This is a genomic window from Galenea microaerophila, assembly GCF_054657255.1.
This window is the reverse complement of the sequence record NZ_BAAHWZ010000002.1, coordinates 371,699-398,166: the sequence shown is the minus strand read 5'-3', so window position 1 is coordinate 398,166 and position 26,468 is coordinate 371,699. Positions and strand designations below refer to the sequence as shown.

Genomic DNA, 26,468 nt, shown 5'->3' with positions numbered 1-26,468 from the left:
TTAGGCCTCCTCTGCCTGCGCTCTAGCCCGCTTCCATTCAACTAAAACGACTTTTTGCGCAGCAATTAATTCAGCAATGCCTTTTTCGCCCAAGGCCAACATCGCTTCCATCTCTTCACGACTAAAGGGTTCTGCTTCAGCCGTCCCTTGAATCTCGATAAAGCGCCCCGTTTCTGTCATCACTAAATTCATATCCGTCTGTGCATTCGCATCTTCTGCATAATCTAAATCCAGTACCGGCACCCCCTCAAACATACCCACTGAGACCGAGCCGACATGATGCAAAATGGGATTTTCTGTCAACACCCCTTCTGCTAGGCAGCGCTCTATCGCCATGGCTAAAGCGACAAAGCCTCCCGTAATCGAAGCCGTCCGCGTCCCCCCATCCGCTTGAATCACATCGCAATCCACAGTGATGGTCAGTTCGGGCATTTTACTTAAATCCACCGCCGCCCGCAGGGAACGGCCAATTAAGCGTTGAATCTCCATGGTGCGTCCACCTTGTTTACCGGCATCGGCTTCCCGACGCATACGACTGTGGGTTGAGCGAGGCAGCATGCCATATTCGGCCGTCACCCACCCTTGTCCCTGACCTTGCAGAAATGAAGGCACTCTCTTTTCCACAGTGGCATTACAGATCACTTTGGTGTCACCAAACTCAACCAAAACGGAACCTTCCGCATGTTTGGTAAATTCTGGTGTAAAACGCACTGGGCGCATTTCATTCGGTTGTCTTTGACTGGGTCTTTGCATTATTCTCTCTTTAATTATGGTAACGAATTGTTGGGTAAATTATACCGCTAAACCTCACACCTGCTCTTATTCTTGATATCAATCAAAAACGAAAGCAATATTGTTTAATTTATCACCAAATAGATAATTTTTATTTGAAGTTCATAAGGTAAATACAGTATAGTCTTATCAAATTTTTAAAAAATACAACTTTCTGAGGTGTACCACCATGAAAAACGTCATTAACTTATTGATTGTTTTAACAATTACCGTTATCATCCCCCTCGCAGTCATCCTAGGGATCTGGGCAGGTTATTTACCTGAAGTGCTTGAAGTCTATATTGCACAATTTGCAGTGGCAGCAGCGATTTTCATTATTGTAGGCGGTAACCTTTTCTTAATCTATAGCGACATCAAAACTGGACGCTACAAAAAACAGTAATCATTTACCCGCATTGAGAATGAACAACCCAGCCTAAGCGCTGGGTTTTTTGTTTGCACACCTTTCCTGTCGATTGTTATAATCGTGACCACAATTTTATCTATCCATACTTGGTATAAACAAATTCTATGTCAGATGTCGAAGCCTCTAAACAAAAATCCATTTGGAAACGCCTCCTATTATGGCTATTTTTCTTGGGCGCCTTACCTGTCTTGGCTTTATTGATTTATGCCGCACTCCTTTACCCTAAGCTGCCGGATGCCTCCTCTTTAAAAGAGGTCACCTTTAAAGTCCCCCTCAAAATTGTAACCGCTGACCACAAACTGATTACAGAAATTGGCACCGAAAAACGCATTCCTTTAAAGTATACCGAAATTCCAGAACGGATGACGCAAGCCATTGTTTCTGCAGAAGACGAGCACTTTTTTGAACATCATGGGGTGGATTTAAAAGGCCTTGCACGTGCGGTTTTCGAGTTGATCACAACGGGGCATAAAAAATCTGGGGGCTCCACCATTACCATGCAGGTCGCCCGTAACTTTTTCCTCACCAAAAAGAAAAGCTATCTACGGAAATTTAAAGAAATTCTTCTAGCCATCAAGATTGAACAAGAGTTGAGCAAACCAGAAATTTTAGCGCTCTATTTGAACAAAATTTTCTTGGGTTACCGCTCTTATGGGGTAGCAGCTGCGGCACAAACCTATTATGGCAAACCGATTGATCAGCTCAGTTTAGACGAATATGCCATGATTGCCGGTTTGCCGAAAGCCCCTTCTGCCTATAATCCTATTGCCAACCCTGAACGCGCCAAAATTCGCCGTAACTATGTGCTCAGACGCATGTATGAAAATGGATACATTACAGAAGCTGAGATGAAAGCGGCGCAAGCGGTCCCCATTCATGCGAAACTCTCTGGTGCGCGCATTGAGGTGCGCGCCAATTATGTGGCGGAGATGGCGCGTCACTTTGCCATTCAAAAATTTGGTCCCGATGCCTTAACACAAGGCTTAACCTTAGTGACCACGATTAACAGCACCCTGCAAAATACCGCTAATCAGGCGGTTGCTAATGGTTTACAAGCCTATGAACGACGCCATGGCTATCGCGGCCCAATTACTCACCTATCACCGACACAGTTAATCGATACTGAGCAAGTCAAGCAAACGCTTGATCAAGTACCGACCTATGCCAATTTAAAAGTGGGCGTGGTCACAAACATAGCCCAAGAAATGGCATCCATTCTGCTCAAAGATGGACAAACTATCCAGCTCACGCTAGAGACCTTAAAATGGGCCCGTCCTTTTATCAGCGTCAATAAAAAAGGCCCAGAGCCTAAAAAGATGGCCGATATTTTGCATACAGGGGATGTCATTTATGTCATTAAAGAAGCGGATCAATGGCAACTGGCGCAAAACCCGACCACCGAATCCGCATTAATCTCCCTACGCTCTTCAGATGGTGCGATTCAAGCCTTGGTAGGCGGATATGACTATTTCCGCAGTAAATTTAATCGTGTCATCCAAGCAAGACGGCAAGTCGGCTCCAATATTAAGCCCTTCCTCTACTCCGCTGCCCTGCATAAAGGCTACACCGCTGCCAGCACCATTAATGATGCGCCTGTAGTGTTTCATGATTCCGCTTTGGAAGATATTTGGCGACCTGAAAACTATTCTGGACGCTTCTATGGCCCGACCCGTTTGCGCAAGGCTTTGGCCTATTCTCGAAACTTAGTCTCTATTCGTTTATTACGCCAAATAGGCATACCCTATGCCATAGAATATATTCACCGTTTTGGCTTCCCTCTTGAAGAGCTCAATAAACACCGTGATCTCTCTTTAGCCTTAGGCTCGGTGCAGTTTACCCCTTGGGAAGTGGTCAGAGGCTACGCCACTTTCTCCAACACCGGATTTTTGATTGAACCTTATTTTGTTAAAACCATTTTAGACAATAATGGTAACCCTATTTATCAGGCACTGCCCAAAAAAGCTTGCCAAAACCAATGCAATGAGGCCGACCCCCATCAAGCCAAACGTGTCATCTCCCCGCAAAACGCTTACATTATCACCAGCCTCATGCAAGATGTGATTCGGTATGGGTCAGGCCGCAAGGCAAATATTTTAAAACGATTGGACATTGCTGGAAAAACTGGGACCACCAATGATCAAAAAGACGCTTGGTTTTCTGGCTTTAATCCCGACATCACCACCACCGTTTGGGTTGGCTTTGACCAACCCGCAACGCTTGGGCGCCGAGAAGTCGGAGGGCGCGCGGCCTTGCCTATCTGGATTGATTATATGCGTGTCGCACTCAAAGACTCTCCCAATCGACCCTTTGCACGCCCAGCAGGACTGGTCAATATCCCCATTGATAAACAGAGCGGTAAAGCGGTACCCGCAGATACCCCGGGGGCGATCTTTGAAGTGTTCCGAAAAGAACACGCCCCCAAAATTCCTAATGTGAGAGAAAAGAAACTGGAAGAAATGACCCAGGAGCTGTTTGAGTAATCACTGCTCGCTTTCTTGGTGAGTGTTTTTCAATTCAACATAATGCTCGGCCGAATATTTAAAAAAGGCTTTTTCTTCCTCGCTCAAGGGGCGAACCTTTTTCACCGGCGAGCCGACATACAGATAGCCGCTCTCCAATACCTTGCCCGGCGGAACCAAACTGTTGGCACCGACCAGCACATGCTTTTGCACTACCGCATTATCCAAAACCACAGCACCCATTCCAATTAAGCACTCATCTTCAATGACGCAGCCATGTAAAACCGCATTGTGCCCAACCGTCACATCTTTACCCACAATGCATTGAGAGCCTTTTGTCATATCCGATTCATGCGTGGTGTGCACCACCACCCCATCTTGAATATTAGAACGATCCCCAATTTTGATCTCATTCACATCACCTCGCAGGGTAGCATTCGGCCAAATACTCACGGCTTCTCCCAACGCACAACGACCGATCACGACAGCGGATTCATCCACCCATGCTGACGCTGCAATTAGCGGTGTCCAGTGTTTAAATTTACGTATTGCCATCTGTTATTCCTTTTTCTAATAAAAATCACATTCTTATATATTACAATAATCCTCACAAATATTCAGAGAGAGGAAACCAAACCATGACTTTAAGCCGTGGAGAAAAACAAGCCATTGAAGAGAAAAGACGTCATACTCGAATCCCATTCAATCGGCCAGTCACCCTTTTTATCAATCAGCAACAAGAAACCGGTACCATGACCGATTTCTCGTTACATGGCGTCGGCCTAATCTGCCATCTTCCGCTTAAGCCTGAAGATCGGGTTGAAGTCCGTTTTGAAATCCCGGAATCACAAGGAAAAATCTATCACGATTTTCAATTCAAAGCGGAGGTGCGTCACTGCATTGATCTCTACCCAGATCCAGAAAAACATGTAGGGGTAGAGTTAGAGACGCCTACAGAAGAATATATTGAACTGTTTGAAAAACTGGCCGCTTCTTAAAACCACGCCTTTTAAAAAGTCACTGCTTCCCATTTAAATTGAAGCAACCATAAAAAAGCCCCTTGTGCTTTACTCACACAAGGGGCTTTCTTTTCATTTAATTTGCAAATTTAAAAATGTGCGCGTGGATTAAATGGCATTTTTTCTGCCATCTCTTTATAGAACTGCTTACGTTCCTCTGTATTGGCTGGCGGTGTATGGATTTGAATCACCACATACTGATTGCCATTTTTACCTAAACCACGTCCTTTAATGCGCAACTTAGCGCCGGATTGACTGCCAGCAGGAATATTCATTTTGACCTTACCTTTTAAAGTCGGCACTTCAATTTTTGCGCCAAGCGCAGCTTCCCAAGGCGTCACAGGAAGATCTAAATAGACATCCTCACCTTCTACACGATAGAGCGGATGTTTTTGCAGGTCAATCTCTAAATAGAGATCTCCATTCGGGCCTCCGCCATAGCCGGGGGCGCCTTGGCCAGCTAGACGAATGCGCTGTCCTTGTTTCACCCCTGCAGGGATTTTGACCTTAATGGTTTTCTGTTTATTAACGATATGACCTGAAGGTTCTTGAGTAGGCACCTGCAGCGTTAAGGTACGCTCCGCTCCATTCACTGCATCTTCTAATGGAATTAAAACCTTAACAATTTGATCCTCTCCACGCTGTTGGAAGCTGCCTTGACCACCAAAGCCGCCACCGTAGCCTCTGGAACCACCATAACGGCCGCCTCCCCCAAACAGGGACTCAAAGAAATCACTGAAATCCGCCCCTCCAGCTTGGCCGCCGCCGAAGCCGCCAAAGCCAAAATCATTGGGATCAAACTGCTGCCCCCCTTGGAAACCGCTGGTATTACCAAACTGGTCATACATCTGGCGCTTCTCTGAATCACTGAGCACTTCATAAGCCTCACTGATCTCTTTAAACTTCTCCTCATCACCCGTGGGTTTATCAGGATGATATTTGGCAGCCAGCTTACGATAGGCTTTTTTGATCTCTGCCTCACTGGCGCCGCGATCCACCCCTAAAATTTTATAATAATCCTTATATTCCATCTTATCCCTTTTCCTTTATCAGACTGAATGCTCTTTTATATGGGGACAAATGCTAAATTTTCAATAAGCATCACAAATGGCTAAAGCTTTTAGAAAAGTAACCGATAACTTATTTGCCCTCACTCATTCATCCCTGAACTAGGAGCTTACAATGGACATCTCAAATATCTCAGCCAATGGCGCGATTTCTGCCGCTTTGGCACAAAAACAGGCAGGCAATTTAGCAGAAGTACAAACAACAGTGTTTAAAAAAGCGCTGGACACGCAAACGGAAAATGCGTTGATGCTGATCCAGTCTGTCCCTCAACCTCAACAACTGAGCACGCAAGGCCTGCCCCCAAATCTAGGCAATACTATTAATACAAAAGTTTAAATAAACTGCACAAAATTGCTAAAATTCCCAGTCCTGCTTGCTTATTTTAGGCGTCAGGACTGGGGATTTTGTCTTTTTAACGCTCTTATTTTTACAAAGAATAATCTACCATGCTCATTTTTCGCTTACTGATTATCAGCCTTATCTTGGCTTTTGGGCTTCAAGGTTGCGCTTCCTCGACCAAAAGTGGTGCTGTGGGGGTTCAGCGTAACCAACTGTTAATTGTGTCCGAAAAAGAGATGGAAAAAAGCGCCCAAAAAGCCTACCAACAGATCCTAGACAAAGCCAAAAAAGCCGGAAAACTCAATCCTGATCCCAAAATGACCGCACGTGTGCGCGCCATCGCTAAACGGCTCATTCCGCAAACAGCGGTGTTTCGTAAAGATGCGCCTAATTGGGATTGGGAAATCAATGTCATTGACTCTCCTGAACTCAATGCTTGGTGTATGCCAGGCGGAAAAATTGTGGTCTATAGCGGCATTATTCAAAAGCTGAAGCTCACGGATGCCGAATTGGCAGCCATTATGGGCCATGAAATCGGCCATGCATTACGCGAGCATGGGCGCGAGCGCGCCTCCGAAGCCATTATTCAACAATTTGGCCTGCAAGCTTTGGCACTGGGCACAGGGGTCAAGGGGCCTTATTTAGATTTAGCCAGCACTGTTGCCCAGGTAACATTCACGCTGCCTTTTAGCCGTCTTCATGAGACCGAAGCAGATCATATTGGCGTTGAACTCGCCGCTCGGGCAGGCTATAACCCTTTTGCCGCAGTTAAAGTTTGGCAGAAAATGATGAAAATTTCTAAAAATGCGCCGCCCGAACTCCTCAGCACCCACCCCTCAAGCAAACGACGAATGGAAGACCTGAAAAAATATGCGCAAAAACTCTATCCCCTCTATGTAGAGGCCTGCAAAAAATTAGGGATTCAGCCACAACCGCCAAAGGTACCTGATTAATCAATGTCCTTTACTTGAGGTAAGTGAACGACTAAAAATGACTAAAATTTTTTAGCGCGCTTATAACATCTGCAAAGCCTAAAAAAATCCTTTCCCAAAATCTTTTTAAATTCAAGTATAATACTGCCTCATTTTTTAGCCAAATGGTTGCGATAGCATGAGATGGGTTCTCTGTTTTGCAGCCTCCGGCGTGCAATTCTGAGAGACCTATGAAAACAGATCACATTCGTAATATCGCGATTATCGCCCACGTTGACCACGGTAAAACCACCCTCGTTGACCAACTTTTACAACAGTCCGGCACCTTTGATGAACGCAAAGAGATGGGCGAACGCGTCATGGATTCCAATGATTTGGAAAAAGAGCGCGGCATTACCATCCTATCTAAAAATACCGCCGTTGAATGGAACGGCTACCGCATCAATATTGTGGACACTCCCGGCCATGCCGACTTTGGTGGAGAAGTTGAACGTATTCTCTCCATGGTCGATTCGGTACTGCTTTTGGTGGATGCTGTCGAAGGTCCCATGCCTCAAACACGCTTTGTGACCGAAAAAGCCTTACAACAAGGGTTAAAACCTATTGTTGTCATTAACAAAGTGGATCGCCCGGGTGCGCGTCCGGATTGGGTATTGGATCAAACATTTGACCTATTTGACCGCTTAGGCGCCACCGATGAACAGCTCGATTTTGATGTACTGTATGCGTCAGGCCTCAACGGCTATGCCGGCTATGATGAAGATGTGCGTGAAGGCGACATGACCCCCGTCTTTGAAACCATCGTGGAAAAAGTACCCTCACCGGATGTTGATTTAGGGGGACCTTTCCAAGTTCAGTGTATCTCTTTAGATTATGACAACTATAAAGGGGTCATTGGCACGGGTCGCATCAAGCGGGGGGCAGTGCAAGCGGGAATGACCGTCACCGTTGTCGGCACCGATGGTCAAAAACGCAATAGCAAAATCTCTGAACTCTTTGGTTTTAAAGGTCTTGAACGCATCAATGTCGATGAAGCCCATGCGGGAGATATTATTGCTTTTGCTGGGATTGATCCACTCTATATTGGAGATACGATTTGTGATCCTAATCATCCAGAGGCTTTACCCCCAGTTTCCGTCGACGAACCGACTGTGAGCATGACTTTCCAGGTCAATGACTCACCTTTTGCGGGTCGCGAAGGCAAGCTCCTCACTTCACGCCAAATTCGCGAACGTTTAGACAAAGAGCTCCTAACCAATGTGGCCTTAAGAGTTGAAGACACCGATGATGCCAATAAATTCCGCGTCTCCGGTCGTGGTGAGTTGCATCTGTCCGTTCTCATTGAAAATATGCGTCGTGAAGGTTTCGAAATGGGCATTTCACGTCCTGAGGTCATCTTCCGTGAAATCGATGGCGAGATTCAAGAGCCTTATGAAACCTTAACCGTCGATGTGCCTGAAGAAGCGCAAGGCACCATTATGGAAAAACTGGGACTGCGTAAAGCCGAAATGACCGATATGGTGCCCGATGGACATGGGCGTGTGCGCATTGACTTTGTCATTCCTTCTCGAGGTCTAATCGGCTTCCGCACAGAATTTATGACCGCCACCCAAGGGGAAGGTTTGATTTTCTCCAGCTTCTCCCATTACGGTCCTAAATTTGAAGTTTCCGTCGGTGAAAGAACGCGTGGGGTATTGGTCTCCATGGAACAAGGTAAGGCCTTAGCCTTCTCACTCTTTAATTTACAAGAACGCGGTCGTCTCTTTATTGGTCATGGGGATGAAGTCTATGAAGGAATGATTATCGGCCTGCATACTCGCTCTAATGACTTAACCGTGAACCCCATTAAAGGGAAACAGTTGACCAATATGCGTGCTTCGGGAACGGATGAAGCCTTAACCCTGACGCCGCCAACCCGTTTCACACTGGAGCAAGCTTTAGAGTTTATTGATGACGATGAGCTGGTGGAAGTCACCCCTGAAAGCATTCGCTTACGTAAAAAACTGTTGACCGAGCTGGAACGTAAGCGCGCAGGGCGAGGCAAGAAATAAACTTTCATCGCTTTTCACCCTAAACAAGCCCGCTTTAATCAGCGGGTTTTTTGTTTGAATCGATACAATTTTTGTTTGAAATCCACCACCTTTCCCGCTTCAATCTTAACCCCTTCTGCCACCAAGAGTGCCAGCTTTTGTTCAGCGCCTTTGACATAGCCGCCCATTTCTCCATTACTTTTGACAACGCGATGACACGGCACCTCAATAAGATTTGGGTTGCGTTTTAATACTTGCCCAATGGCTTGATAAGCTTGCGTTCCCATCGCTCGCGCCAGCTCCCCATAGGTCGTCACATAGCCAACGGGAATTTGTTTGAGCAGATCATAACACTGTTGTTGAAATGGCGTCATCTCGTGCAAACCTTTCATTGAACCGCTACAATATCCTTTATGAATACGCAAAATATCCTTTACCCCCCAATTAAGCCCTATGTGCAACACAGTTTTCAGGTTGATGCGTTACATCACCTTCACCTTGAAGAGTGTGGCAATCCAGAGGGGATTCCCATTCTATTTGTCCATGGCGGACCCGGAGGCGGTTGTTCGCCAATTCATCGGCAATTTTTTAACCCTCGTCTCTACCGCATTATCCTGTTTGATCAAAGAGGGTGCGGTCAGTCGCGTCCTCACGGCTGTTTAACCCATAATACCACGACCCACTTGATTGAGGATATGGAAAAAATCCGTGCATTTTTAAACATTGAACAGTGGGCGCTGTTTGGAGGTTCCTGGGGCAGCACCCTCAGTTTGCTGTATGCGCAAGCCTATCCAGAACGGGTATTAGGGATGGTTTTACGGGGTATTTTTCTAAGCCGTGCTCAAGACATTGATTGGTTCTATCAGGCCGGTGCGAATCGGCTTTTCCCTGATTATTGGCAAGATTTTATCGCCCCCATTCCGGAAGAGAAACGCGATCACCTGATTCAAGCCTACTATGAACTCCTCACGGGAGAGAATGAAGTCTTGCGCATGAAAGCTGCTGAAGCTTGGTCTATCTGGGAAGGTCGCACTTCCACTTTAGAAACCGATGAGGCCATTGTGCAGCACTTTGCTGACCCCTTTCATGCACTGGCGATGGCGCGTATTGAGTGCCACTATTTTCTCCATCACAGTTTTATTGAGCCCAATCAAATCCTTGAGCACGCCTCGCTGCTCCCTAAAGTGCCGACAACGCTGATTCATGGGCGCTATGATGTGGTGTGCCCCATTGATCAAGCCTATGCCTTAGCGGAAGCTGTACCGCATGCAGCCCTGCAAATCGCCCCCACCTCCGGCCACTCTGCCTTAGAGCCAGAGATTTTACAACGCCTCGTCACAGCAACCGATCGTTTGGCCGGAGAAATCTAAGTATGATTTGTTTACTTCAGCGGGTAACGCAAGCCAAAGTCGAAGTCGCAGGTCAAACCATTGGTCAAATCGGTCAAGGCATTTTGGTTTTGGTCGGTTTTCAAAAAGAAGATCATGTGGAAAAATTGCAAAAAATGGGGCATAAATTGCTACATTATCGCCTGTTTGCAGATGCTCAAGATAAAATGAACCTCAATGTGCAGCAGATTGAAGGCGACTTACTGCTAGTGCCGCAATTTACGCTCGCTGCGGAGACTCACAAGGGGTTAAGACCAAGTTTTTCCAGTGCTGCCGCACCTGAAGTCGCGCGCCAGCTGTTTGCGCAATTTGTCGAGCAGATTGCGCAAACTTATCGTCCACCACAAACTGGTCAATTTGGCGCCGATATGCAAGTCAGTTTAACCAATGATGGTCCAGTGACTTTTTGGTTAGAGGTTTAATCATGCTCGATACACATCAATGTAATACCTTAGTCGAAGCCAGCCAGGTCACCTATTGGCAATGGGAGGCTGCATCTGACTTGATTTCCGGGCCTGCTAAACTCTTCTCCCTATTTGACCTACCCCCTATGCCCCACTGTCCATTAGAACGCATGACAGATAAGGTGCTCCCGCAAGATCGCGCTCTGATTTATCAAATGTTTTATCAAGCCCAACAAGGCGAGCCGCGCGTTGAGGTCAGTTTTCGCGTACAACAACATTCAGGGCGTATTCTTCATTTAGAAGCGGTCGGCTTTGCCCAATTTAACGAACAACAGCAATTATTAAAAATTGAAGGCAGTGTGCAAAATATCTCTCGCTTTCACAAAGCCGAACTGCTCCCCGAATTTCAACGCCATCACGATACACTGACCGACCTGCTCAATCGAGAAGGGTTTATGGAAGCGGGCGAAGCCTTTTTAGCTCAAACGCAGCACCCACATGCGGCCTTATTGGTATTTGATATTGACCGCTTTCAGAAAATTAATGAGAGTTTAGGGATTGAAGCCGGCGACAGTCTATTAACCTTACTGGCCCAGCGCCTAAAACAGATTGTGCGTGAACATGATATTATTGCACGCCTCAGTGCCGATGAATTTGCCATATTGATTAAACAGGTGAAGTCAGAAAAAGAGCTCTCAATGCTAATCAACCGGTACTGGCAAGCGCTTAAAGCGCCTTTTGTGTTAAATCACACCCCCATCTCTTTAAACTTTAGTCTTGGCATTGCACGTTATCCCGAAGAGGGTAAAAATCTACAGCAACTCTTGCAAGCCGCCAATAGCGCCCGCAATGCGGTGAAACAAAAAGGCGGCAATGGTTTTCAGTTCTATCACCCCTCACTCAATAGCACTGCGCACCAACAACTACAGCTAGAAATCGAATTACAGCAAGCGCTCAAACATCAAGAAATTCAAGTCCTGTTTCAACCCCAAGTGCACGCACACACCGAACAACTGTATGGCGCCGAAGCCTTAGTTCGCTGGCAACACCCCAAACTGGGGCAAGTTTCACCGGAACAATTTATTCCGCTGGCAGAAAGTAATGGATTGATTCTTGAGCTCGGGCGTTACATCATTCAACAAGCCATTGCCCAAGCGGTTCAGTGGTGGCAACAGGGGCACCCGATCCATATCGGGATTAACCTCTCTGCACGTCAATTTAGCGACCTTTCCTTGCTGGACTTTATGAGCCAACAGCCTCATTTTCCAGAAGTGGCACCCTATTTGGATATTGAAATCACCGAAACCACTGCCATGCGCGATATTGAACAGAGCTTACATTTGCTTGAGCAGTTTAAAGCACACCAGCTCGCACTTGCGATTGATGATTTTGGCACGGGCTACTCTTCGCTGGCCTATCTGCAAGCTTTTCCCATCGATGCCCTAAAAATTGACCGTGCTTTTGTGCTCAACTTAGACAATGAAACCGGGCAATCTCTATGCAGAGCCATTATCCAATTGGGCAAAAGCCTTAATCTACAAATTATTGCCGAAGGCGTGGAAACTGAGACGCAAGCCCATTTTTTACGTCAAGAAGGCTGTGATATTTTTCAGGGCTACCTTTTCGGTAAAGCCATGCCATCACAACAACTGGAAAAGAGCTTCAAGCTAAACAATGAAAAGTTTTAGTCAGACTCCCCCCACTCTTTAAAGTGCCTCAATGGTATAATTATTTTTTTATAAATTCATATAAAGGAAGCCATGCAATACAAAATCAATGCGCACGAAGCCTATGCAGCGAAAATACCACATCATATTTTTAACCTTAATATCATTTTGGTCCACCTTTTTATTCCGATGATTGTGCTGGAAATCGGCGATAACACGGCAGAACTGCTATTAACGCCACTGATCTCCTCTCTGATTATTGCCTATATCTATTTCCATGGTAAAAAAGTAGAAAAGACCGAAAGCTGGTTTGTGGCAGCACACTGGAAATTGGCATGGAAACGCAGCAAAATCCTTTTATATAGCTATGCCGCAGCCGGCGTGATTATTGCCATCTATCTACTGATTAACAAACTGTTCCCAGGTGGCATGACAATGAATGACTTCTCGACCACAGGTTCTCAAACCAATATTGGTGAAATTATTACCGTGCGTTTTGCAGCCACCATCATTTTTATTGCCGCCCTCATTACTTTTCTGCAAACCGGAATTTCTGTATTTGATGCAGGAAATGGCATTATCGACCCCAGTATCGAAAAACTGATTCCTCGGGGAGAAGATGCAAATGAAGTGCTTGGGGAATATGATGATGGTCATGTGGAAAAACCTGCAAAAGAGGCCGAGCGGAAGGACAGTGAATAAATGAAAGCTTTCCTTAAAAATCGCTCTCCCCTCTTTTGGGTATTGGTGATCGGATTCGGACTCATGTTTATTTTAATGGTCACTGCTCCCACACCAAAAGGCAATCTTAATCCGAATCAGCTTCCTTGGAATGCGAAAGTGCTCCCTAATCATCAAATACAAGCCTTAGGGTTGATGATTCCAGAGAGCACTTTAGAAGATGCCATGAAACGCTATGGTAAAGATGTCGAAATCCAGCTATTTTCCAATAAGGATGAGAGCGAAAAAAGCCTAGAAGCCTATTTTCCAGTCATTTATATTGGCAGCATTAAAGCCGCTTTGCTGCTGAAACTGAAAGCTGATGACGCAACCTTAAATGATTTCTACAATCGCTCTCCAGCAACGACCGTCACCCCAACAGGACAGCGACAAGTCACACTAGCGAGTCAAGATATTGCCAGTAGCCTCAAACTCCCTATTGCCGCCATCACTTTAATTCCCAAAAAGAACCTGACCTATCGCGCTATAAAAATGCGTTTCGGCGACCCCGAACAGATTCTTAAAGAAGAAACCACCCAGATAGAACGCTGGCGCTATCCGCAATATGGATTAGAAATCATCTATGATCCAGATGGTCCTGATGCTTTACAATACGCACCGCAGTTTGCATCAGGAACCCAATAAGTTTTTTATTTCTCTTTATTTTCTTTCTCTTTATTTTCGGTTGATGATTGAGCCTGCTCTTTAACAGACTCTTTTTTCTGTGATTCAGCATCAAGAGGCGACTCTTCATCGATCAAAAATATCGAGTGCGCTGCCCCATCCAAATCATCAAAATGGCCTTTTTTCGCCATCCAAATAAAGACCACCACCACTAAAAAACCAAAAATCAACATCATTGGAATCAAACCATAAATAACTTCCATCTCTTTTCCTTTCTCTGAGACCTTTGCATGATTGGGATGCGAGCTAAAAATGAGATAAAATTTTCCATATCTAGGCGGGAAACGCGGGCAATAGCCAGCTATTGCCAAGTTTTCCAACAACGATAGGGGAAATTTTAGCCATTTTTAGCCGTAGAACCATCTCGTGCAAAGGTCTCTCTATCTAGCAAAGCGGCGATTGCGTTTAGCGACCGCACGTTCACTATAAAAGGTACGGATCCGTGCCGCATTCCCCACCACCACTAAACTACTTATCGGCATACTAATGGCGGCGATTAAAGGTGTCAGGAGCGCTCCCATCGCCAAAGGCACCATAATTAAGTTATATGCAATCGAACTGGCAATATTTTGCTTAATGGTGCGTAGGGTTCTTTCGGAGAGCGCGACCGTCGTTTCAACGGCTAAGAGCTCATTATTTAGTAACACCACATCCGCACTGTCCATGGAAACATCCGTTCCAGAGCCTAAAGCAAAGCCCACATCTGCACGCACCAAAGCAGGTGCATCATTCATCCCATCGCCTGTCATGGCAACTTTGTCCCCTTGCTGTTGCAGCTTGGCAATCATCGCATGCTTATCTTGTGGCAAGACTTCCGCAATCACCTCCATTCCACCGAGTTTTTTCGCCACAGCTTGCGCAACCACTTGACGGTCGCCACTCAGCAGTGTGACCTTGCAGCCTCTCTGCTTGAGGCGATGAATCAACTCTTCGGCATCTTCACGTAATTCATCTTCTAGAAATAAAATCCCTATCACCTTTTTATCTTGCACCACCCACACAGCGGTACGACCTTGTTGACCTTGCTGCTCCTGCGCTTCGATTAAATGATGCGGAATCTCCACTTCATAGCTTTGAATCCAATTAGCCGTGCCGATATAGTAATGGTGGCCACGCACCTTACCTTCTACGCCTTTACCAGGATGCACCTGAAAAAAGTCCAACTCGGCCAATCGCGCTTTCAGTTGCCCGTAGCGTTCTGCTAAGGAAGCAAAGACGGCCGCACCGATACTGTGTTCACTCCTGGATTCGATATGCCCCACATCGATCAAAATCTGATCTAAATCTTTTTGGTATTCAGGCAGAAACACCTCATCAACCACTTTCATCTGCCCTTTTGTCAAGGTTCCGGTTTTATCAAACACAAAGTGATTCACACCACTTAAGATTTCTAAAACCGCGCTGTTTTTAATCAAAATACCGAAGCGCGCGGAAACACCCGTCGCCACAGCCGTCGCCATTGGAGTTGCCAAACCAAACGCGCAGGGACAGGTGATAATCAATACAGAAGTCCCAGCCATCACCGCAGTCGCCAAATCAGCATGCAACATCCAGTAGACAAAACTCAAAACAGCTAAACTAATCGTTGTTGACACAAACCATGGCATAATTTTTTCGGCGGTACACTGAATCGGCGCTTTGGAGCCCTCGGCCTCTTCCACCAAATGTACAATACGACCCAGTGTGGTCTCTTCTAAAGTGGCCTCCACTCGAACCACAAGCTCGCCATCCAAATTGATGCTTCCAGCCGCTACCTTATCCCCAATGGATTTAGAGATCTCTGTGGACTCACCACTGAGCATCGACTCATTCACCATGGAGGCCCCCCGAATCACTTCACCATCCACCGGGATCTTATCTCCCGGCAAAATTTGCACTTCATCCCCTTTTTTCAAACGTCGCACCGGTACAATTTCAACCGTTCCATCGGGCTTGAGTTGTCTTGCCACCTTGGGTTGTAGATCTGCTAGACGGCGACTGGCATCGACCGCTTTATTACGAGAAATCGCTTCAACATAGCGGCCGATTAAGAGCAAAAAAATAAAATCAATTAAGGTATCGAAATAGACACCTTTAGCAGGCAGCCAACCTATGGTGACTATGGTCGAATAGAGGTAGGTGGTGAGAATGCCCAGAGAAATCGAGACATCCATATTGACTTGTTTCGCTTTTAAGGCGCCCCAAGCGCCTCTTAAGAAAGGCTGTCCAGAATAGGCCAAAGTGATGGTCGCAATAATAAACTCTAACCAATAAAAGTAGGTGCGATAGTGCAAATCCTCTTCGGCGCCACTATAAAGTGCAACCGAGAACCACATGACGTTCATCATCGCAAAGCCAGCAAACCCTAGACGATAAAGCAAATCTCGATTGGCTTTACGAAATGCAGCTTCTGATTCAGTGGGGTCATAAGGCGTTGCATCATAGCCAATTTTATTCAACGCTTTGACGATTGCAGACAACGAGACCTTGCGATTATCCCAGCGAACTTTAATTTGCTTATTGGTAAAATTGACCTTGGCATAGAGGACACCCTCAATTTTTGCCAAGGTGTGCTCAATTAACCAGATACAAGCGGCACAGTGAATCGCTTCAGAAACCAATGTAATTTCACGAACATCACGATCCGTTTGCGTAAATTGCGCTTGGACTTCATCATAATCCAAAAATTCCACATCAGGCGTGGGAGGAGGTGGGGGCGAAAGAAGCTCCCCTTCCGGGGTTCGGCGATAGAAGCTTTCTAGCCCCGCTTCATAGATGGACTCACAAACACCTGCACAGCCGTGGCAACAAAACTGACGCTCTTCATCCTGAATGGGACGGTAAACAATTTCGTCTGCTGGTGGCAGCGATTGACCACAGTGAAAACAGTGTCCATCCTGTGATGTATGCATCACTTATGCCCTGTAGATTGTGTGGTTTTCGTATGACTGTCAGGATTTTCCTGCACCATCATTGTACGCCCTATCTGAAAGAGATCTTCACCTCGTTTTAATTCTAATACAAAGTCATATTTTCCTTTTAACGGCAGGTTAATCTCCCCTTCATATTCACCTACTTGGCCTGTTGGCTTCAAAACACTTTGACCATCATAAGCCTTGTTGGAAGGCCGATAATAATAAAGCACCGCTGAATCAACATTAAACGGTTGACCATATTTATCTTTAACTAAAATCGTATAGTGCTGCGGCTTATTTTGCGTCAGCAAAGGCAAGTTAATGTCAATTTGCCAAGCCATCTGCGCCATTTTTTCACGTTGGGCAATAATCTTGCCCATGTTTTTTCCTTTCTCATAGTAATCTTTTATGGTCAAGCCGGGAAAAGTAATAATGGATGCACTCACAAGATAGATATGCACGAGTAAAACTGCAGCCAAAAGCGCATACCACAAAATAACAATCGGATTTTTCCAGGGGTTACTCCAGTCTTTCATTTTCATCTCTTTCCTAGCCCTCTTTTATACCTAAAAAATAACCCACCCAAGGTTTGTCCCTAAGGTAGGTCATTATATTGAACCTTTTCACTCAAAGAGTGAATTAAAAATGGATAATTCTCAGAGATCTTTGCATGAGTGGGATGCGAGCTAAAAATGAGAAAAAATTTTCCATATCTAGGCGGGAAACGCAGGCAATAGCCAGCTATTGTCAAGTTTTCCAACAACGATTTGGGATATTTTAGCCATTTTTAGTCGTAGAACCATTCTCGTGTAAAGGTCTCTTTTATCGAGGCTTGGGACCAATAAACACACTCTCATAAACTGCTTTAATTTCTGGGTGCAATTGATCTGTCACAATAATTTTAATCGGCACATTTTTAGACTTTAGACTATCTGCGGGCACTCGCACGAGCAAGGGAGAACTGCCGACATTCCCAGACTCAATGGTTAAGCCTTGGTTTGCAATAGCAATCGTCCCTTTAGGCCCTTCCACCTCAATATGGGCTTTCATTGTCTGCGAATTTTTATTGACAATTTTAACCATATATTTGTTTTGGATATAGCCATTACTCATTTTGACAAATAATGGCGCACGATCATGCAACACTTTCACATCAATGGGTGACATCGTTGATAATCCATAGATCATCGCTGCAGCCGCTAACGTCATAATTGAAGTATAAACAATTACACGTGGTCGCTTCCATAATGGCTTGGGCGCTTTACCACCCAGCTCTGCTAATGAAGCATAGCGAATGAGCCCCTTCGGTTTATGGATTTTTTCCATCACCGAATCACAAGCATCAATACATAAACCACAGGTAATACAACCAAACTGCTGCCCTTTACGAATATCCACGCCAGTTGGACACACGGCTACACAGAGATTACAATCAATACAATCACCTAACTTAGGGGGCTCCTCTCCAGGTTTCGGACGACGCATTCGACCACGAGGTTCCCCACGCTCACGATCGTAAGTGGGCACAATGGTTTCCACATCAATCATTGCCCCCTGAATACGGGCGTAGGGGCAGAACCCAATACACACCTGTTCACGCAAAAAGCCAGCAAAAAAGAACGTGGCAACAGTCAGTGATAAAATAATGGTGGTTTCTGTCGTGGTCCAGTCAAGTGTAAACAGTCGTTTCCATAAGCTGATAATGTCGTCAAAGTAACCAACAAATGTGATGGCCGTTAGAAATGAGAGGCCTAGCCAAAAAAGCCAAATGGGCAATTTCTTTTTAATTTTTTCTAATCCAAACGGCATCTTATCAAGCTTTTTAAGCTTATTTGGACCGCCAACCAAACGATCCTCTATATAAGTAAAGACATCGGTCCAAACGGTATGAAAGCAGAGATAACCACACCATAATCGCCCCGCCACCGCAGTGACCGCAGCCAAAGCCAAAGCAAAAAAGAGCAGAATCATCGCCAACACCCAAATATCTTGAGGCAGTATGGTGAGTCCAAAAATATGGAATTGTCGATTTGGCAGATCGAAAAGAATTGCTTGGTGTCCATCCCAACGTAAATAGACGGCCAAAAAGAAACTTAAATAAAGAGAGGCACCAAGCCACTTTAATGTTCTAAAACGCCCTGGAATTCTTTTTGCATGTACAACACCCTGTGTATGGACTTCAAGTAATTCGACACCGATCGCATCCAAATTTTTATTTGTGGTATCAAATTCATCTAATAGTGACCCTGTACCTGCATCCCGCTTATAATCGGTTTTTTTATCTTGCTCGCTCATTAATTAATGCCTTTAATGAATAGGAAAAGTAGATGTATCAAACATGCATCATAAAATGATAGTTTTATATTTAACCAATTGAATGCATACATACATCTAAATTAATCTAAATAAAAAAAGGGGTCCCCCCCTTTTTTATATCGAAATAACTTTAAAAGGTTACTTTTTATTCTCGTCCTTCTCTAGACCCTCAATCCCTTTAATCGCTTTCCATGCAAAGCCTAATAAAGCGGCAACGGTAAGTACCAGTGCGAGAATTGATCCGTATAAAACCCAATCATTATTTAAATCACCCATTGTAAACTCCTCAGTAAATAATATTATGAAGAAAAAAAGGAGGCCTAAGCCTCCTAATTTATGCTTATTGACCGCCCCCTAATTCATGGACATAAACGGCTAAGCGCTTAATATTCACCTCAGCATCAGGTAAGCGATGTTTAAACGATGGCATTTCCGCACGACGAGTACCTGCTAGATACTCTCCATTCTTTTTAACATTCACGCCATATTTAATAGTATGAATATAGGATTCGAGCATCTCCTCCTGAGTTGGATTCATATTTGGCGCAAAACGCCAAATTTGATCCGTCAAGTTTGCCGCACCCGCAGGAGCCAATGGCTTTCCTGTAGGACCATGACAAGCGAAACACATCCCTTTTTTAAACACTGCTTTACCGGCAGCATATTGTGGTTCTTCGCCTTTCCCTTCTGACAAAGCCAAAGCATAATTTGCGACCGCTTTAACTTCATCATCTGTCAAATTCCCCATCATACCGCGAGCCGGCATATTTCCTACGCGTCCATTGGAGATAGAGGCCTGAATCTGTTGAATCTTCCCACCCCATAGCCAATCATCATCGGCTAATACTGGAAAGTTAGGATTACCTTGTCCACCTACGCCATGACAAGCTGCGCAATAGTCACCAAACAACATTTTTGAAGTTGCTACGGAATAGGCTTTCAAATCCGGATCTGCCAAAATTTGAGCTGCAGGTAGAGAAGCCAATTTCTCCTCTTTATCTGCAAATTTGGCTTTTCGCCACGCCTTAAGTTTTTGGTAATCCTCTTCATACTCTTTAATAGCTGTCCAACCCGAAATCCCTTTTGTATAACCATCCGCAAGAGGAATGGTCGGGTAGTAAATCGAATAAAAAATAATCATTACAAAGCCTGCATAAAAAGCGAGCATCCACCATAATGGTGGGGGATTATCTAATTCTCTAATATCTTCATCCCAGATATGCCCAGTATTGCCTTCATTAGGCCATGGGTTGTGATGTGCCATAGTCTTTCTCCTCAGAATACTTTAATCGTCGTCTTTTAAAATCCGGTATTTTTCCTGCTCAAGCTCTTTTTTTCGTTTAGGATTGAGCGTTTTTGCAAAGGCGATTAGCATGCCGAAAAATACCACGATTGTTATAATCAATCCTGCCCAATCTTGGCCTGTCATTGCAGACCAGTTGGTACTGAAATAGGCTTCTAGCTTACTCACGATAGGCCTTTGAGTCATCTAGTTTAACCATAGTGCCTAGTACCTGGAGATAGGCGACCAATGCATCCATTTCAGTTTTACCCTTAATGGCTTCATCTGCATGTTCGATCTCTTCATCGGTATAAGGCACACCCAGCATACGCATCACTTCTAAACGCTTTTTCATATCACGGTGCGTTCCGAAGAAATCTTTTTCAATGCTATTTTCAGCTAACCAAGGATATGCAGGCATTACAGACTCTGGTACCAGATCTTGAGGACGAATTAAGTGCATCACATGCCACTCATCAGAGTACTTACCACCCAAACGCGCCAAATCAGGACCTGTACGTTTAGAACCCCATAGCATCGGATGGTCATACATAGACTCAGTTGCAAGTGAGAAGTGACCATAACGCTCACGTTCATCACGGAATGGACGAATCATTTGAGAGTGACAGATATAACACCCTTCACGAAGATAGATATCACGCCCGGCAAGCTCTAAAGGTGTATAGGGACGCACCCCATCACCTGGCTTCCAGTCCGGCATGACAACCTTGCCATTTTTGATTTCATACAATTTTTTATCCGAAACGATTTTACCGTTCTCTTCTTTAAAAGTTCGAGACCAAACTAATTCGGGAAATTTTTCATTTTTAGCATTCCCGTATTTGTCTACGCGCTCTGTATAATCCACAGCACTTTTAAGGTAAAACAACGGCACGATTTCTACAATACCAGCGATAGAGACAACAAAAGCTGTCATCGTAAATAATGCAAAAATATTCCGTTCTAACCGTTCTTGTAAATTTTTTGGTTTTTCATTTGCCATGAGTTTTGCTCCCCAACTCATTAATTAACTATGACTGGTTCAGCGCTCGCATTGAACCAGTCTATTAGATTTATTAGGCGTTTGCAGTAGCGCCCGCTGAAACGGTTTGCTTAGCATTCGCCATACGAATCGTCATAATAACGTTGTATAGCATAATGACTGCACCGCTCATAAATAAGAAGCCCCCTACAGCCCGCATAACATAGTATGGATGCATCGCAGAAACCGATTCCGCAAAGGTATAAGCCAGCACACCATACTCATCATAAGCGCGCCACATCAAACCTTGCATAATCCCTGACACCCACATCGCCACGATGTAGAACACGGTGCCAATGGTCGCCAACCAGAAATGGAAGTTAATGAGCTTCATTGAATACATTTCAGTTTTCCACAGCTTCATCACCATATGATAGATGGCACCGATAGAGACCATGGCCACCCAACCTAAGGCACCAGAGTGCACATGCCCAACTGTCCAATCTGTATAGTGAGACAACGCATTGACCGTTTTTGAAGCCATAACTGGACCTTCAAAAGTGGACATCGCATAGAAAGCCAACGAAATAATTAGGAAACGAAGGATATAGTCTGTACGCAATCTATCCCATGCACCTGATAGCGTTAACATACCGTTTAAAGCACCCCCCCATGAAGGGATAATCATCGCCAAGGAAATCACCGCGCCTAAAGAGCCCGTCCAGTCTGGCAAAGCTGTATATTGTAGATGGTGAGCACCCAACCACACGTAACCAAACATTAACGCCCAGAAGTGAATTACTGATAGACGATATGAGTAGATGGGACGCTGAGCTTGCTTAGGTACAAAATAGTACATAATGGCGAGGAAACCAGCAGTTAGGAAGAAACCTACTGCATTATGACCCCACCACCATTGGATCATTGCATCTTGCACACCCGCAAACATAGAGTATGAGCGGAACCATGAAACGGGCACGGCCAAACCATTCACCACATATAAATAAGTGATGGCAATCATCATCCCTAGGAAGAACCAGTTTGAGACGTAAACATTGGGCACTTTTTCTTTATCACGAGACGCAATCGTCATCACAAAGTTGACGGTATAAAAAGTCCAAACAATTGCAATCACAAGCGCTAAAGGCCACTCTTGCTCATGATACTCTTTAGAAGTCGTCATCCCTAATGAGATAGAAACAACTACCCCTAAAAGGCCGATGGTATATAGAATTGCCGTAAACCAGGCCAAACCATTACTCCACAGGCGCACACCGTTAGTACGCTGTACAGAATAAAATGCCGTTGCCATCAGGGTCATCCCCCCAAAAGCAAAAATCACGGTATTCGTATGCATCACACGCAAGCGTGCAAAAGTGATCTCGGCAATATCGAAATTCAACACTGGATAAGCCAACTCAAAAGCGGCATAGGTACCAAACATGGTCCCCAACACCAAAAAGACAACAGCGCCTACCGTGAGGTACTGGACCACGCCATTATCATATTGTGGTTTAGTCGTTGCATCCATAATGGATCCTCCTTTAACTTAAAATAATGTATCTAGCTCGACTTTTGACGCAATTTGTCAGAATTCGCACTCAATACGGTATCGTTTCAAGTGCGATTGTAATTCAGATCGAAGTCTGAAGAAAGCATGAATTCCCTAAAAAATTAATTTGAATCAATATTTCATCTAACTCTATTGCTTCAAACAAGCCAGGTCATTAATACCTAAGATTTTTAATTCATCTATTATCGCAAAACTCCCTAAGACTATCCACGTGCCTGACCCCAGTATTTTTTATATCCACATCAACCAATCTTATCAATCCTAACGCATTATGATTTCAAACTTAAAATGACTCCTTAATACCTCTTAAAATCTTCTAACTTAATCATGCCTGCAATCGCTTTTTGGACAACCCCCTCACAATCTTTTATACTAATTAGGATTTTTTGCTGGAGTGATGGAATGCAAGCTGCTCGTACTGCGACGATAGAGCGCAACACCCTTGAAACACAAATTAAAGTTCATCTAAACCTGGATGGCAGTGGCCAGGCCAATCTGCAAACTGGCGTGCCTTTTTTTGAACATATGCTCGATCAAATCGCGCGTCATGGGCTGATCGACCTGGATATTCAAGCGCAAGGCGACACCCATATTGATGACCACCATACAGTAGAAGATGTGGGGATTACGCTCGGCCAAGCCTTAAAAGCGGCAGTGGGCGATAAAAAAGGGATTACCCGCTATGGTCACGCCTATGTACCACTCGATGAAGCCCTTTCACGTGTCGTAATTGACCTCTCTGGCCGACCAGGATTGGTGTTTCATGCGGACTTTACCCGTGCCTCTATTGGCAGCTTTGACACCGAACTGGTCTATGAATTCTTTCAAGGATTTGTAAACCATGCGCAAGCGACAGTGCATATCGACTGCTTACGCGGTCACAACGCACATCACCAAGCAGAAACCATTTTTAAAGCCTTTGGGCGTGCTCTGCGCATGGCGTTGAGTCCTGATGCGCGTTTAGGAGATCAACTGCCTTCAACCAAAGGAGCGCTATAAGTGGCCGATCAAAAACTGATAGCGGTCGTAGACTATGGCATGGGCAACTTACGCTCAGTCTCAAAGGCCGCTGAGCATGTGGCACCGGCACAGAGCCGGGTGATTGTTACCCAATCTCCAGAAGACATTCACAATGCGGATGCGATTATCTTTCCCGGTCAAGGTGCCGCCAAGGCGTGTATGCAAGCCTTAATTGACACCGGTCTAGAACACAGTGTACAACAAGCGGCTCAAGAAAAACCTTTTTTGGGGATCTGCATGGGGCTGCAAGTGCTGTTCACTCACAGCGATGAGAATGAGGGCGTAGACTGTTTAAATATTCTGCCGGGAACCGTGACCCAGTTTCAGCTCGACAACCCGGAATTAAAGATCCCTCATATGGGTTGGAACCAAATTGAGCAAACACAAACGCATCCACTCTGGCATAAAATCCCACAAAACAGCCGCTTCTATTTTGTGCACAGTTATTATGTACAACCGGAAAACCGTGATCTCATTGCTGGAAAAACCACACATGGTGAAACCTTTACTTCGGCTGTGGCGGCCAACAATCTTTTTGCGATCCAAGCGCACCCAGAAAAGAGCGCAGAAGTGGGTTTACAGCTTTTTACCAATTTTATCCAATGGGATGGACAGATTTAAATGTTATTGATACCTGCAATTGATTTAAAAGATGGCGAATGCGTTCGTCTGCGCCAAGGGGTTATGGAAGATGCTACCGTTTTCTCAGGGGACATTGTCGCCATGGCGAAACGCTGGGTAGATCAAGGCGCGCGTCGTCTGCATATGGTCGATTTAAATGGCGCTTTTGAAGGCAAACCGATGAATGCCTCTGTGGTTCACCAAGTCCACCAAGCGTATCCTGATCTCCCCATTCAAATTGGCGGCGGGATTCGCGATCTATCCACCATTGAAGCCTATTTAGAAGCTGGCGTACAATATTGTATTATCGGCACTAAAGCTGTACATGACCCAGCTTTTGTTAAACAAGCCTGCGAGGCTTTTCCAGGGCATATTATGGTTGGCCTAGATGCTAAAGAGGGCTTTGTCGCCATTAATGGTTGGGCTGAAGTGACAGATCATCGCGTGGAAGACCTTGCCAAACGCTTTGAAGATGACGGCATTGAAGCGATTATTTATACCGACATTGGTCGAGATGGCATGATGCAAGGCGTTAATATCGAAGCCACCCAAGCCTTAGCGCAAGCGGTGAATGTACCGATTATTGCCTCGGGCGGCATCACCAATCTGGATGACATTAAAGCCTTGGCAACTATTGAAAAAGATGGTGTGATCGGTGCCATTACCGGCCGTGCAATCTATGAAGGCACGCTCAATTTTGCCGAAGCTCAAGCCTTAGCAGATCAACTCTCTGCGGAGCAGACACCATGAGCCTGGCCAAACGCATTATTCCCTGCCTTGATGTCGACAACGGCCGCGTGGTCAAAGGCGTGCAGTTTGTCGATATTCGCGACGCCGGCGATCCAGTTGAAATCGCCAAACGTTATGATGAGCAAGGCGCGGATGAGCTCACTTTTTTAGACATCACCGCCACCAGTGACAATCGAGACACCCTCGTGCATGTGGTGGAACAAGTCGCGAGCCAAGTGTTTATCCCCCTAACCGTAGGCGGCGGCATTCGCTCGGTGGACGATATTCGCACCATGCTCAATGCCGGTGCCGATAAAGTCGCGATTAACTCAGCCGCCATTTTTAATCCAGGCTTTGTGCAAGAAGCCTGCGAAACCTTTGGCTCACAATGTATTGTGATTGCCATTGATGCCAAAAAAACCTCAACGCCCGATGAACCTGATCGTTGGGAAATCTTTACCCATGGTGGACGCAAGCCCACTGGTATCGATGCCATCGATTGGGCACAAAAGATGGAAGCGCTCGGCGCTGGCGAACTGCTGGTGACCAGCATGGATCGAGATGGCACAAAAAATGGCTTTGATCTTGCACTCACCCGAGGCATCGCTGATAGCGTTAAAATTCCGGTCATCGCTTCTGGCGGCGTGGGTCAGCTGGAGCATTTAGCTGAAGGCATTCAAAAAGGGCATGCCGAAGCGGTTTTAGCCGCCAGCATCTTTCATTTTGGTGAATATACCATTCAACAGGCCAAACAGGCCATGCAAGCCCAAGGCATTGAGGTCAGACTATGAACACGCCCGTAAACAACGACATCTTGCAACAGCTCGAACAAGTCCTCGAGGCACGCAAATCGCAGTCACCCGATGAATCCTATGTGGCCAGTCTGTATGCCAAAGGCGTAGAAGGCATCCTAAAAAAGGTGATCGAAGAGTCTGCTGAAGTTCTCATGGCTGCCAAAGATGCGGATCACAGCCACAGTGAAAGCGATCAAGCACACCTTATTTATGAAGTCGCCGATTTATGGTTTCACACTATGGTACTATTAGCGCAGCAAAATTTATCCTCCCAACAGGTGCTTGCCGAACTGCAACGCCGGTTTGGGTTAAGCGGTCATGCTGAAAAAGCCAGCCGAAAGTAGAAGGA

General features: G+C 45.4%; 29 protein-coding genes. 16 read left to right on the top strand and 13 right to left on the bottom strand.

The features are described 5' to 3' along the window. On the bottom strand, positions 1–753 hold the full coding sequence (gene rph / locus ACYQ05_RS07240; RefSeq protein WP_459819723.1) for a ribonuclease PH: 753 nt from the start codon (positions 751–753) through the stop codon (positions 1–3). A gap of 208 nt (positions 754–961) precedes the next feature. Here rph and ACYQ05_RS07235 point away from each other — a divergent pair, with 208 nt between their 5' ends. Together ACYQ05_RS07235 and ACYQ05_RS07230 are read left to right on the top strand one after the other, a co-directional pair. Next, a complete protein-coding gene (locus ACYQ05_RS07235; RefSeq protein ID WP_459819722.1) occupies positions 962–1,174 on the top strand; it encodes a hypothetical protein in 213 nt (70 codons plus the stop codon). 128 nt (positions 1,175–1,302) lie between these two features. Continuing rightward, positions 1,303–3,678, top strand: coding sequence for a penicillin-binding protein 1A (locus ACYQ05_RS07230; protein ID WP_459819721.1), 2,376 nt, complete (start codon positions 1,303–1,305; stop codon positions 3,676–3,678). On the opposite strand, the gene ACYQ05_RS07225 is transcribed toward ACYQ05_RS07230, so the two are convergent. Next, positions 3,679–4,212, bottom strand: coding sequence for a gamma carbonic anhydrase family protein (locus tag ACYQ05_RS07225; protein WP_459819719.1), 534 nt, complete (start codon positions 4,210–4,212; stop codon positions 3,679–3,681). Positions 4,213–4,295: 83 nt separating this feature from the next. Between ACYQ05_RS07225 and ACYQ05_RS07220 the strand changes: the two genes are divergently transcribed. Continuing rightward, on the top strand, positions 4,296–4,655 hold the full coding sequence (locus ACYQ05_RS07220) for a PilZ domain-containing protein (protein ID WP_459819717.1): 360 nt from the start codon (positions 4,296–4,298) through the stop codon (positions 4,653–4,655). A 110-nt stretch (positions 4,656–4,765) separates the two neighbouring features. Here the strand turns inward: ACYQ05_RS07220 and ACYQ05_RS07215 are convergent, their stop codons facing one another. Then, on the bottom strand, positions 4,766–5,707 hold the full coding sequence (locus ACYQ05_RS07215) for a DnaJ C-terminal domain-containing protein (protein WP_459819715.1): 942 nt from the start codon (positions 5,705–5,707) through the stop codon (positions 4,766–4,768). Positions 5,708–5,858: 151 nt separating this feature from the next. Here ACYQ05_RS07215 and ACYQ05_RS07210 point away from each other — a divergent pair, with 151 nt between their 5' ends. The 3 genes from ACYQ05_RS07210 to typA all read left to right on the top strand — a co-directional run bounded on the left by ACYQ05_RS07210 (position 5,859) and on the right by typA (position 9,066). Continuing rightward, the gene (locus ACYQ05_RS07210; protein WP_459819714.1) at positions 5,859–6,080 is read left to right on the top strand and encodes a YjfB family protein; all 222 of its coding nucleotides are present in this window, start codon (positions 5,859–5,861) and stop codon (positions 6,078–6,080) included. A 110-nt stretch (positions 6,081–6,190) separates the two neighbouring features. Then, positions 6,191–7,036: a M48 family metallopeptidase gene (locus tag ACYQ05_RS07205; protein ID WP_459819712.1), complete on the top strand. Its 846-nt coding sequence runs from the start codon at positions 6,191–6,193 to the stop codon at positions 7,034–7,036. A gap of 209 nt (positions 7,037–7,245) precedes the next feature. Continuing rightward, complete coding sequence (gene typA / locus ACYQ05_RS07200; RefSeq protein WP_459819710.1) at positions 7,246–9,066, top strand: translational GTPase TypA; 1,821 nt, start codon at positions 7,246–7,248, stop codon at positions 9,064–9,066. Between the two features lie 38 nt (positions 9,067–9,104). Here typA and ACYQ05_RS07195 read toward each other — a convergent pair whose 3' ends face one another. Further along, positions 9,105–9,419 (bottom strand): MGMT family protein, encoded by a 315-nt coding sequence (locus tag ACYQ05_RS07195; RefSeq protein ID WP_459819708.1) that lies wholly within the window; start codon positions 9,417–9,419, stop codon positions 9,105–9,107. Between the two features lie 39 nt (positions 9,420–9,458). Here ACYQ05_RS07195 and pip point away from each other — a divergent pair, with 39 nt between their 5' ends. The 5 genes from pip to ACYQ05_RS07170 all read left to right on the top strand — a co-directional run bounded on the left by pip (position 9,459) and on the right by ACYQ05_RS07170 (position 13,869). Then, the gene (pip, locus tag ACYQ05_RS07190) at positions 9,459–10,415 is read left to right on the top strand and encodes a prolyl aminopeptidase (protein ID WP_459819706.1); all 957 of its coding nucleotides are present in this window, start codon (positions 9,459–9,461) and stop codon (positions 10,413–10,415) included. 2 nt (positions 10,416–10,417) lie between these two features. Beyond that, positions 10,418–10,855, top strand: a complete 438-nt coding sequence (gene dtd / locus ACYQ05_RS07185; RefSeq protein WP_459819704.1) for a D-aminoacyl-tRNA deacylase — start codon at positions 10,418–10,420, stop codon at positions 10,853–10,855. Between the two features lie 2 nt (positions 10,856–10,857). Beyond that, the gene (locus ACYQ05_RS07180; protein ID WP_459819702.1) at positions 10,858–12,525 is read left to right on the top strand and encodes a putative bifunctional diguanylate cyclase/phosphodiesterase; all 1,668 of its coding nucleotides are present in this window, start codon (positions 10,858–10,860) and stop codon (positions 12,523–12,525) included. Between the two features lie 72 nt (positions 12,526–12,597). Next, positions 12,598–13,206, top strand: a complete 609-nt coding sequence (locus tag ACYQ05_RS07175; protein WP_459819700.1) for a hypothetical protein — start codon at positions 12,598–12,600, stop codon at positions 13,204–13,206. Further along, entirely contained in the window at positions 13,207–13,869 is a 663-nt protein-coding gene (locus tag ACYQ05_RS07170; RefSeq protein ID WP_459819699.1) for a hypothetical protein, read from the top strand. It begins immediately after the preceding gene. 5 nt (positions 13,870–13,874) lie between these two features. Here ACYQ05_RS07170 and ccoS read toward each other — a convergent pair whose 3' ends face one another. The 9 genes from ccoS to ccoN all read right to left on the bottom strand — a co-directional run bounded on the left by ccoS (position 13,875) and on the right by ccoN (position 22,913). Continuing rightward, the gene (gene ccoS / locus ACYQ05_RS07165) at positions 13,875–14,111 is read right to left on the bottom strand and encodes a cbb3-type cytochrome oxidase assembly protein CcoS (protein ID WP_459819697.1); all 237 of its coding nucleotides are present in this window, start codon (positions 14,109–14,111) and stop codon (positions 13,875–13,877) included. A 177-nt stretch (positions 14,112–14,288) separates the two neighbouring features. Then, positions 14,289–16,799 (bottom strand): heavy metal translocating P-type ATPase, encoded by a 2,511-nt coding sequence (locus ACYQ05_RS07160; RefSeq protein WP_459819695.1) that lies wholly within the window; start codon positions 16,797–16,799, stop codon positions 14,289–14,291. Next, complete coding sequence (locus ACYQ05_RS07155) at positions 16,799–17,338, bottom strand: FixH family protein (RefSeq protein ID WP_459819693.1); 540 nt, start codon at positions 17,336–17,338, stop codon at positions 16,799–16,801. Before ACYQ05_RS07155 ends, ACYQ05_RS07160 begins: the two co-directional genes overlap by 1 nt. A gap of 286 nt (positions 17,339–17,624) precedes the next feature. Further along, a complete protein-coding gene (gene ccoG / locus ACYQ05_RS07150; RefSeq protein ID WP_459819691.1) occupies positions 17,625–19,097 on the bottom strand; it encodes a cytochrome c oxidase accessory protein CcoG in 1,473 nt (490 codons plus the stop codon). Positions 19,098–19,256: 159 nt separating this feature from the next. Beyond that, on the bottom strand, positions 19,257–19,394 hold the full coding sequence (locus tag ACYQ05_RS07145) for a hypothetical protein (RefSeq protein ID WP_459819689.1): 138 nt from the start codon (positions 19,392–19,394) through the stop codon (positions 19,257–19,259). A gap of 64 nt (positions 19,395–19,458) precedes the next feature. Continuing rightward, the gene (ccoP, locus tag ACYQ05_RS07140; protein ID WP_459819687.1) at positions 19,459–20,382 is read right to left on the bottom strand and encodes a cytochrome-c oxidase, cbb3-type subunit III; all 924 of its coding nucleotides are present in this window, start codon (positions 20,380–20,382) and stop codon (positions 19,459–19,461) included. 21 nt (positions 20,383–20,403) lie between these two features. Further along, entirely contained in the window at positions 20,404–20,589 is a 186-nt protein-coding gene (locus ACYQ05_RS07135) for a hypothetical protein (RefSeq protein ID WP_459819686.1), read from the bottom strand. Then, positions 20,582–21,403: a cytochrome-c oxidase, cbb3-type subunit II gene (gene ccoO, locus ACYQ05_RS07130; RefSeq protein ID WP_459819684.1), complete on the bottom strand. Its 822-nt coding sequence runs from the start codon at positions 21,401–21,403 to the stop codon at positions 20,582–20,584. The genes ACYQ05_RS07135 and ccoO overlap by 8 nt, the downstream gene beginning before the upstream one ends. A 73-nt stretch (positions 21,404–21,476) precedes the next feature. Next, the gene (ccoN, locus tag ACYQ05_RS07125) at positions 21,477–22,913 is read right to left on the bottom strand and encodes a cytochrome-c oxidase, cbb3-type subunit I (protein WP_459819682.1); all 1,437 of its coding nucleotides are present in this window, start codon (positions 22,911–22,913) and stop codon (positions 21,477–21,479) included. A 444-nt stretch (positions 22,914–23,357) separates the two neighbouring features. Here ccoN and hisB point away from each other — a divergent pair, with 444 nt between their 5' ends. Genes hisB through ACYQ05_RS07100 form a run of 5 tightly spaced genes read left to right on the top strand, consistent with a single transcriptional unit; the run spans position 23,358 to position 26,463 of the window. Further along, positions 23,358–23,954 (top strand): imidazoleglycerol-phosphate dehydratase HisB, encoded by a 597-nt coding sequence (gene hisB, locus ACYQ05_RS07120; RefSeq protein WP_459819680.1) that lies wholly within the window; start codon positions 23,358–23,360, stop codon positions 23,952–23,954. Further along, complete coding sequence (gene hisH, locus ACYQ05_RS07115; protein WP_459819678.1) at positions 23,955–24,596, top strand: imidazole glycerol phosphate synthase subunit HisH; 642 nt, start codon at positions 23,955–23,957, stop codon at positions 24,594–24,596. Beyond that, a complete protein-coding gene (gene hisA / locus ACYQ05_RS07110) occupies positions 24,597–25,346 on the top strand; it encodes a 1-(5-phosphoribosyl)-5-[(5-phosphoribosylamino)methylideneamino]imidazole-4-carboxamide isomerase (protein WP_459819676.1) in 750 nt (249 codons plus the stop codon). It begins immediately after the preceding gene. Next, the gene (gene hisF, locus ACYQ05_RS07105; protein ID WP_459819674.1) at positions 25,343–26,116 is read left to right on the top strand and encodes an imidazole glycerol phosphate synthase subunit HisF; all 774 of its coding nucleotides are present in this window, start codon (positions 25,343–25,345) and stop codon (positions 26,114–26,116) included. Before hisA ends, hisF begins: the two co-directional genes overlap by 4 nt. Continuing rightward, the gene (locus tag ACYQ05_RS07100; RefSeq protein ID WP_459819673.1) at positions 26,113–26,463 is read left to right on the top strand and encodes a phosphoribosyl-ATP diphosphatase; all 351 of its coding nucleotides are present in this window, start codon (positions 26,113–26,115) and stop codon (positions 26,461–26,463) included. Before hisF ends, ACYQ05_RS07100 begins: the two co-directional genes overlap by 4 nt. The last annotated feature ends 5 nt before the right edge of the window (positions 26,464–26,468 follow it).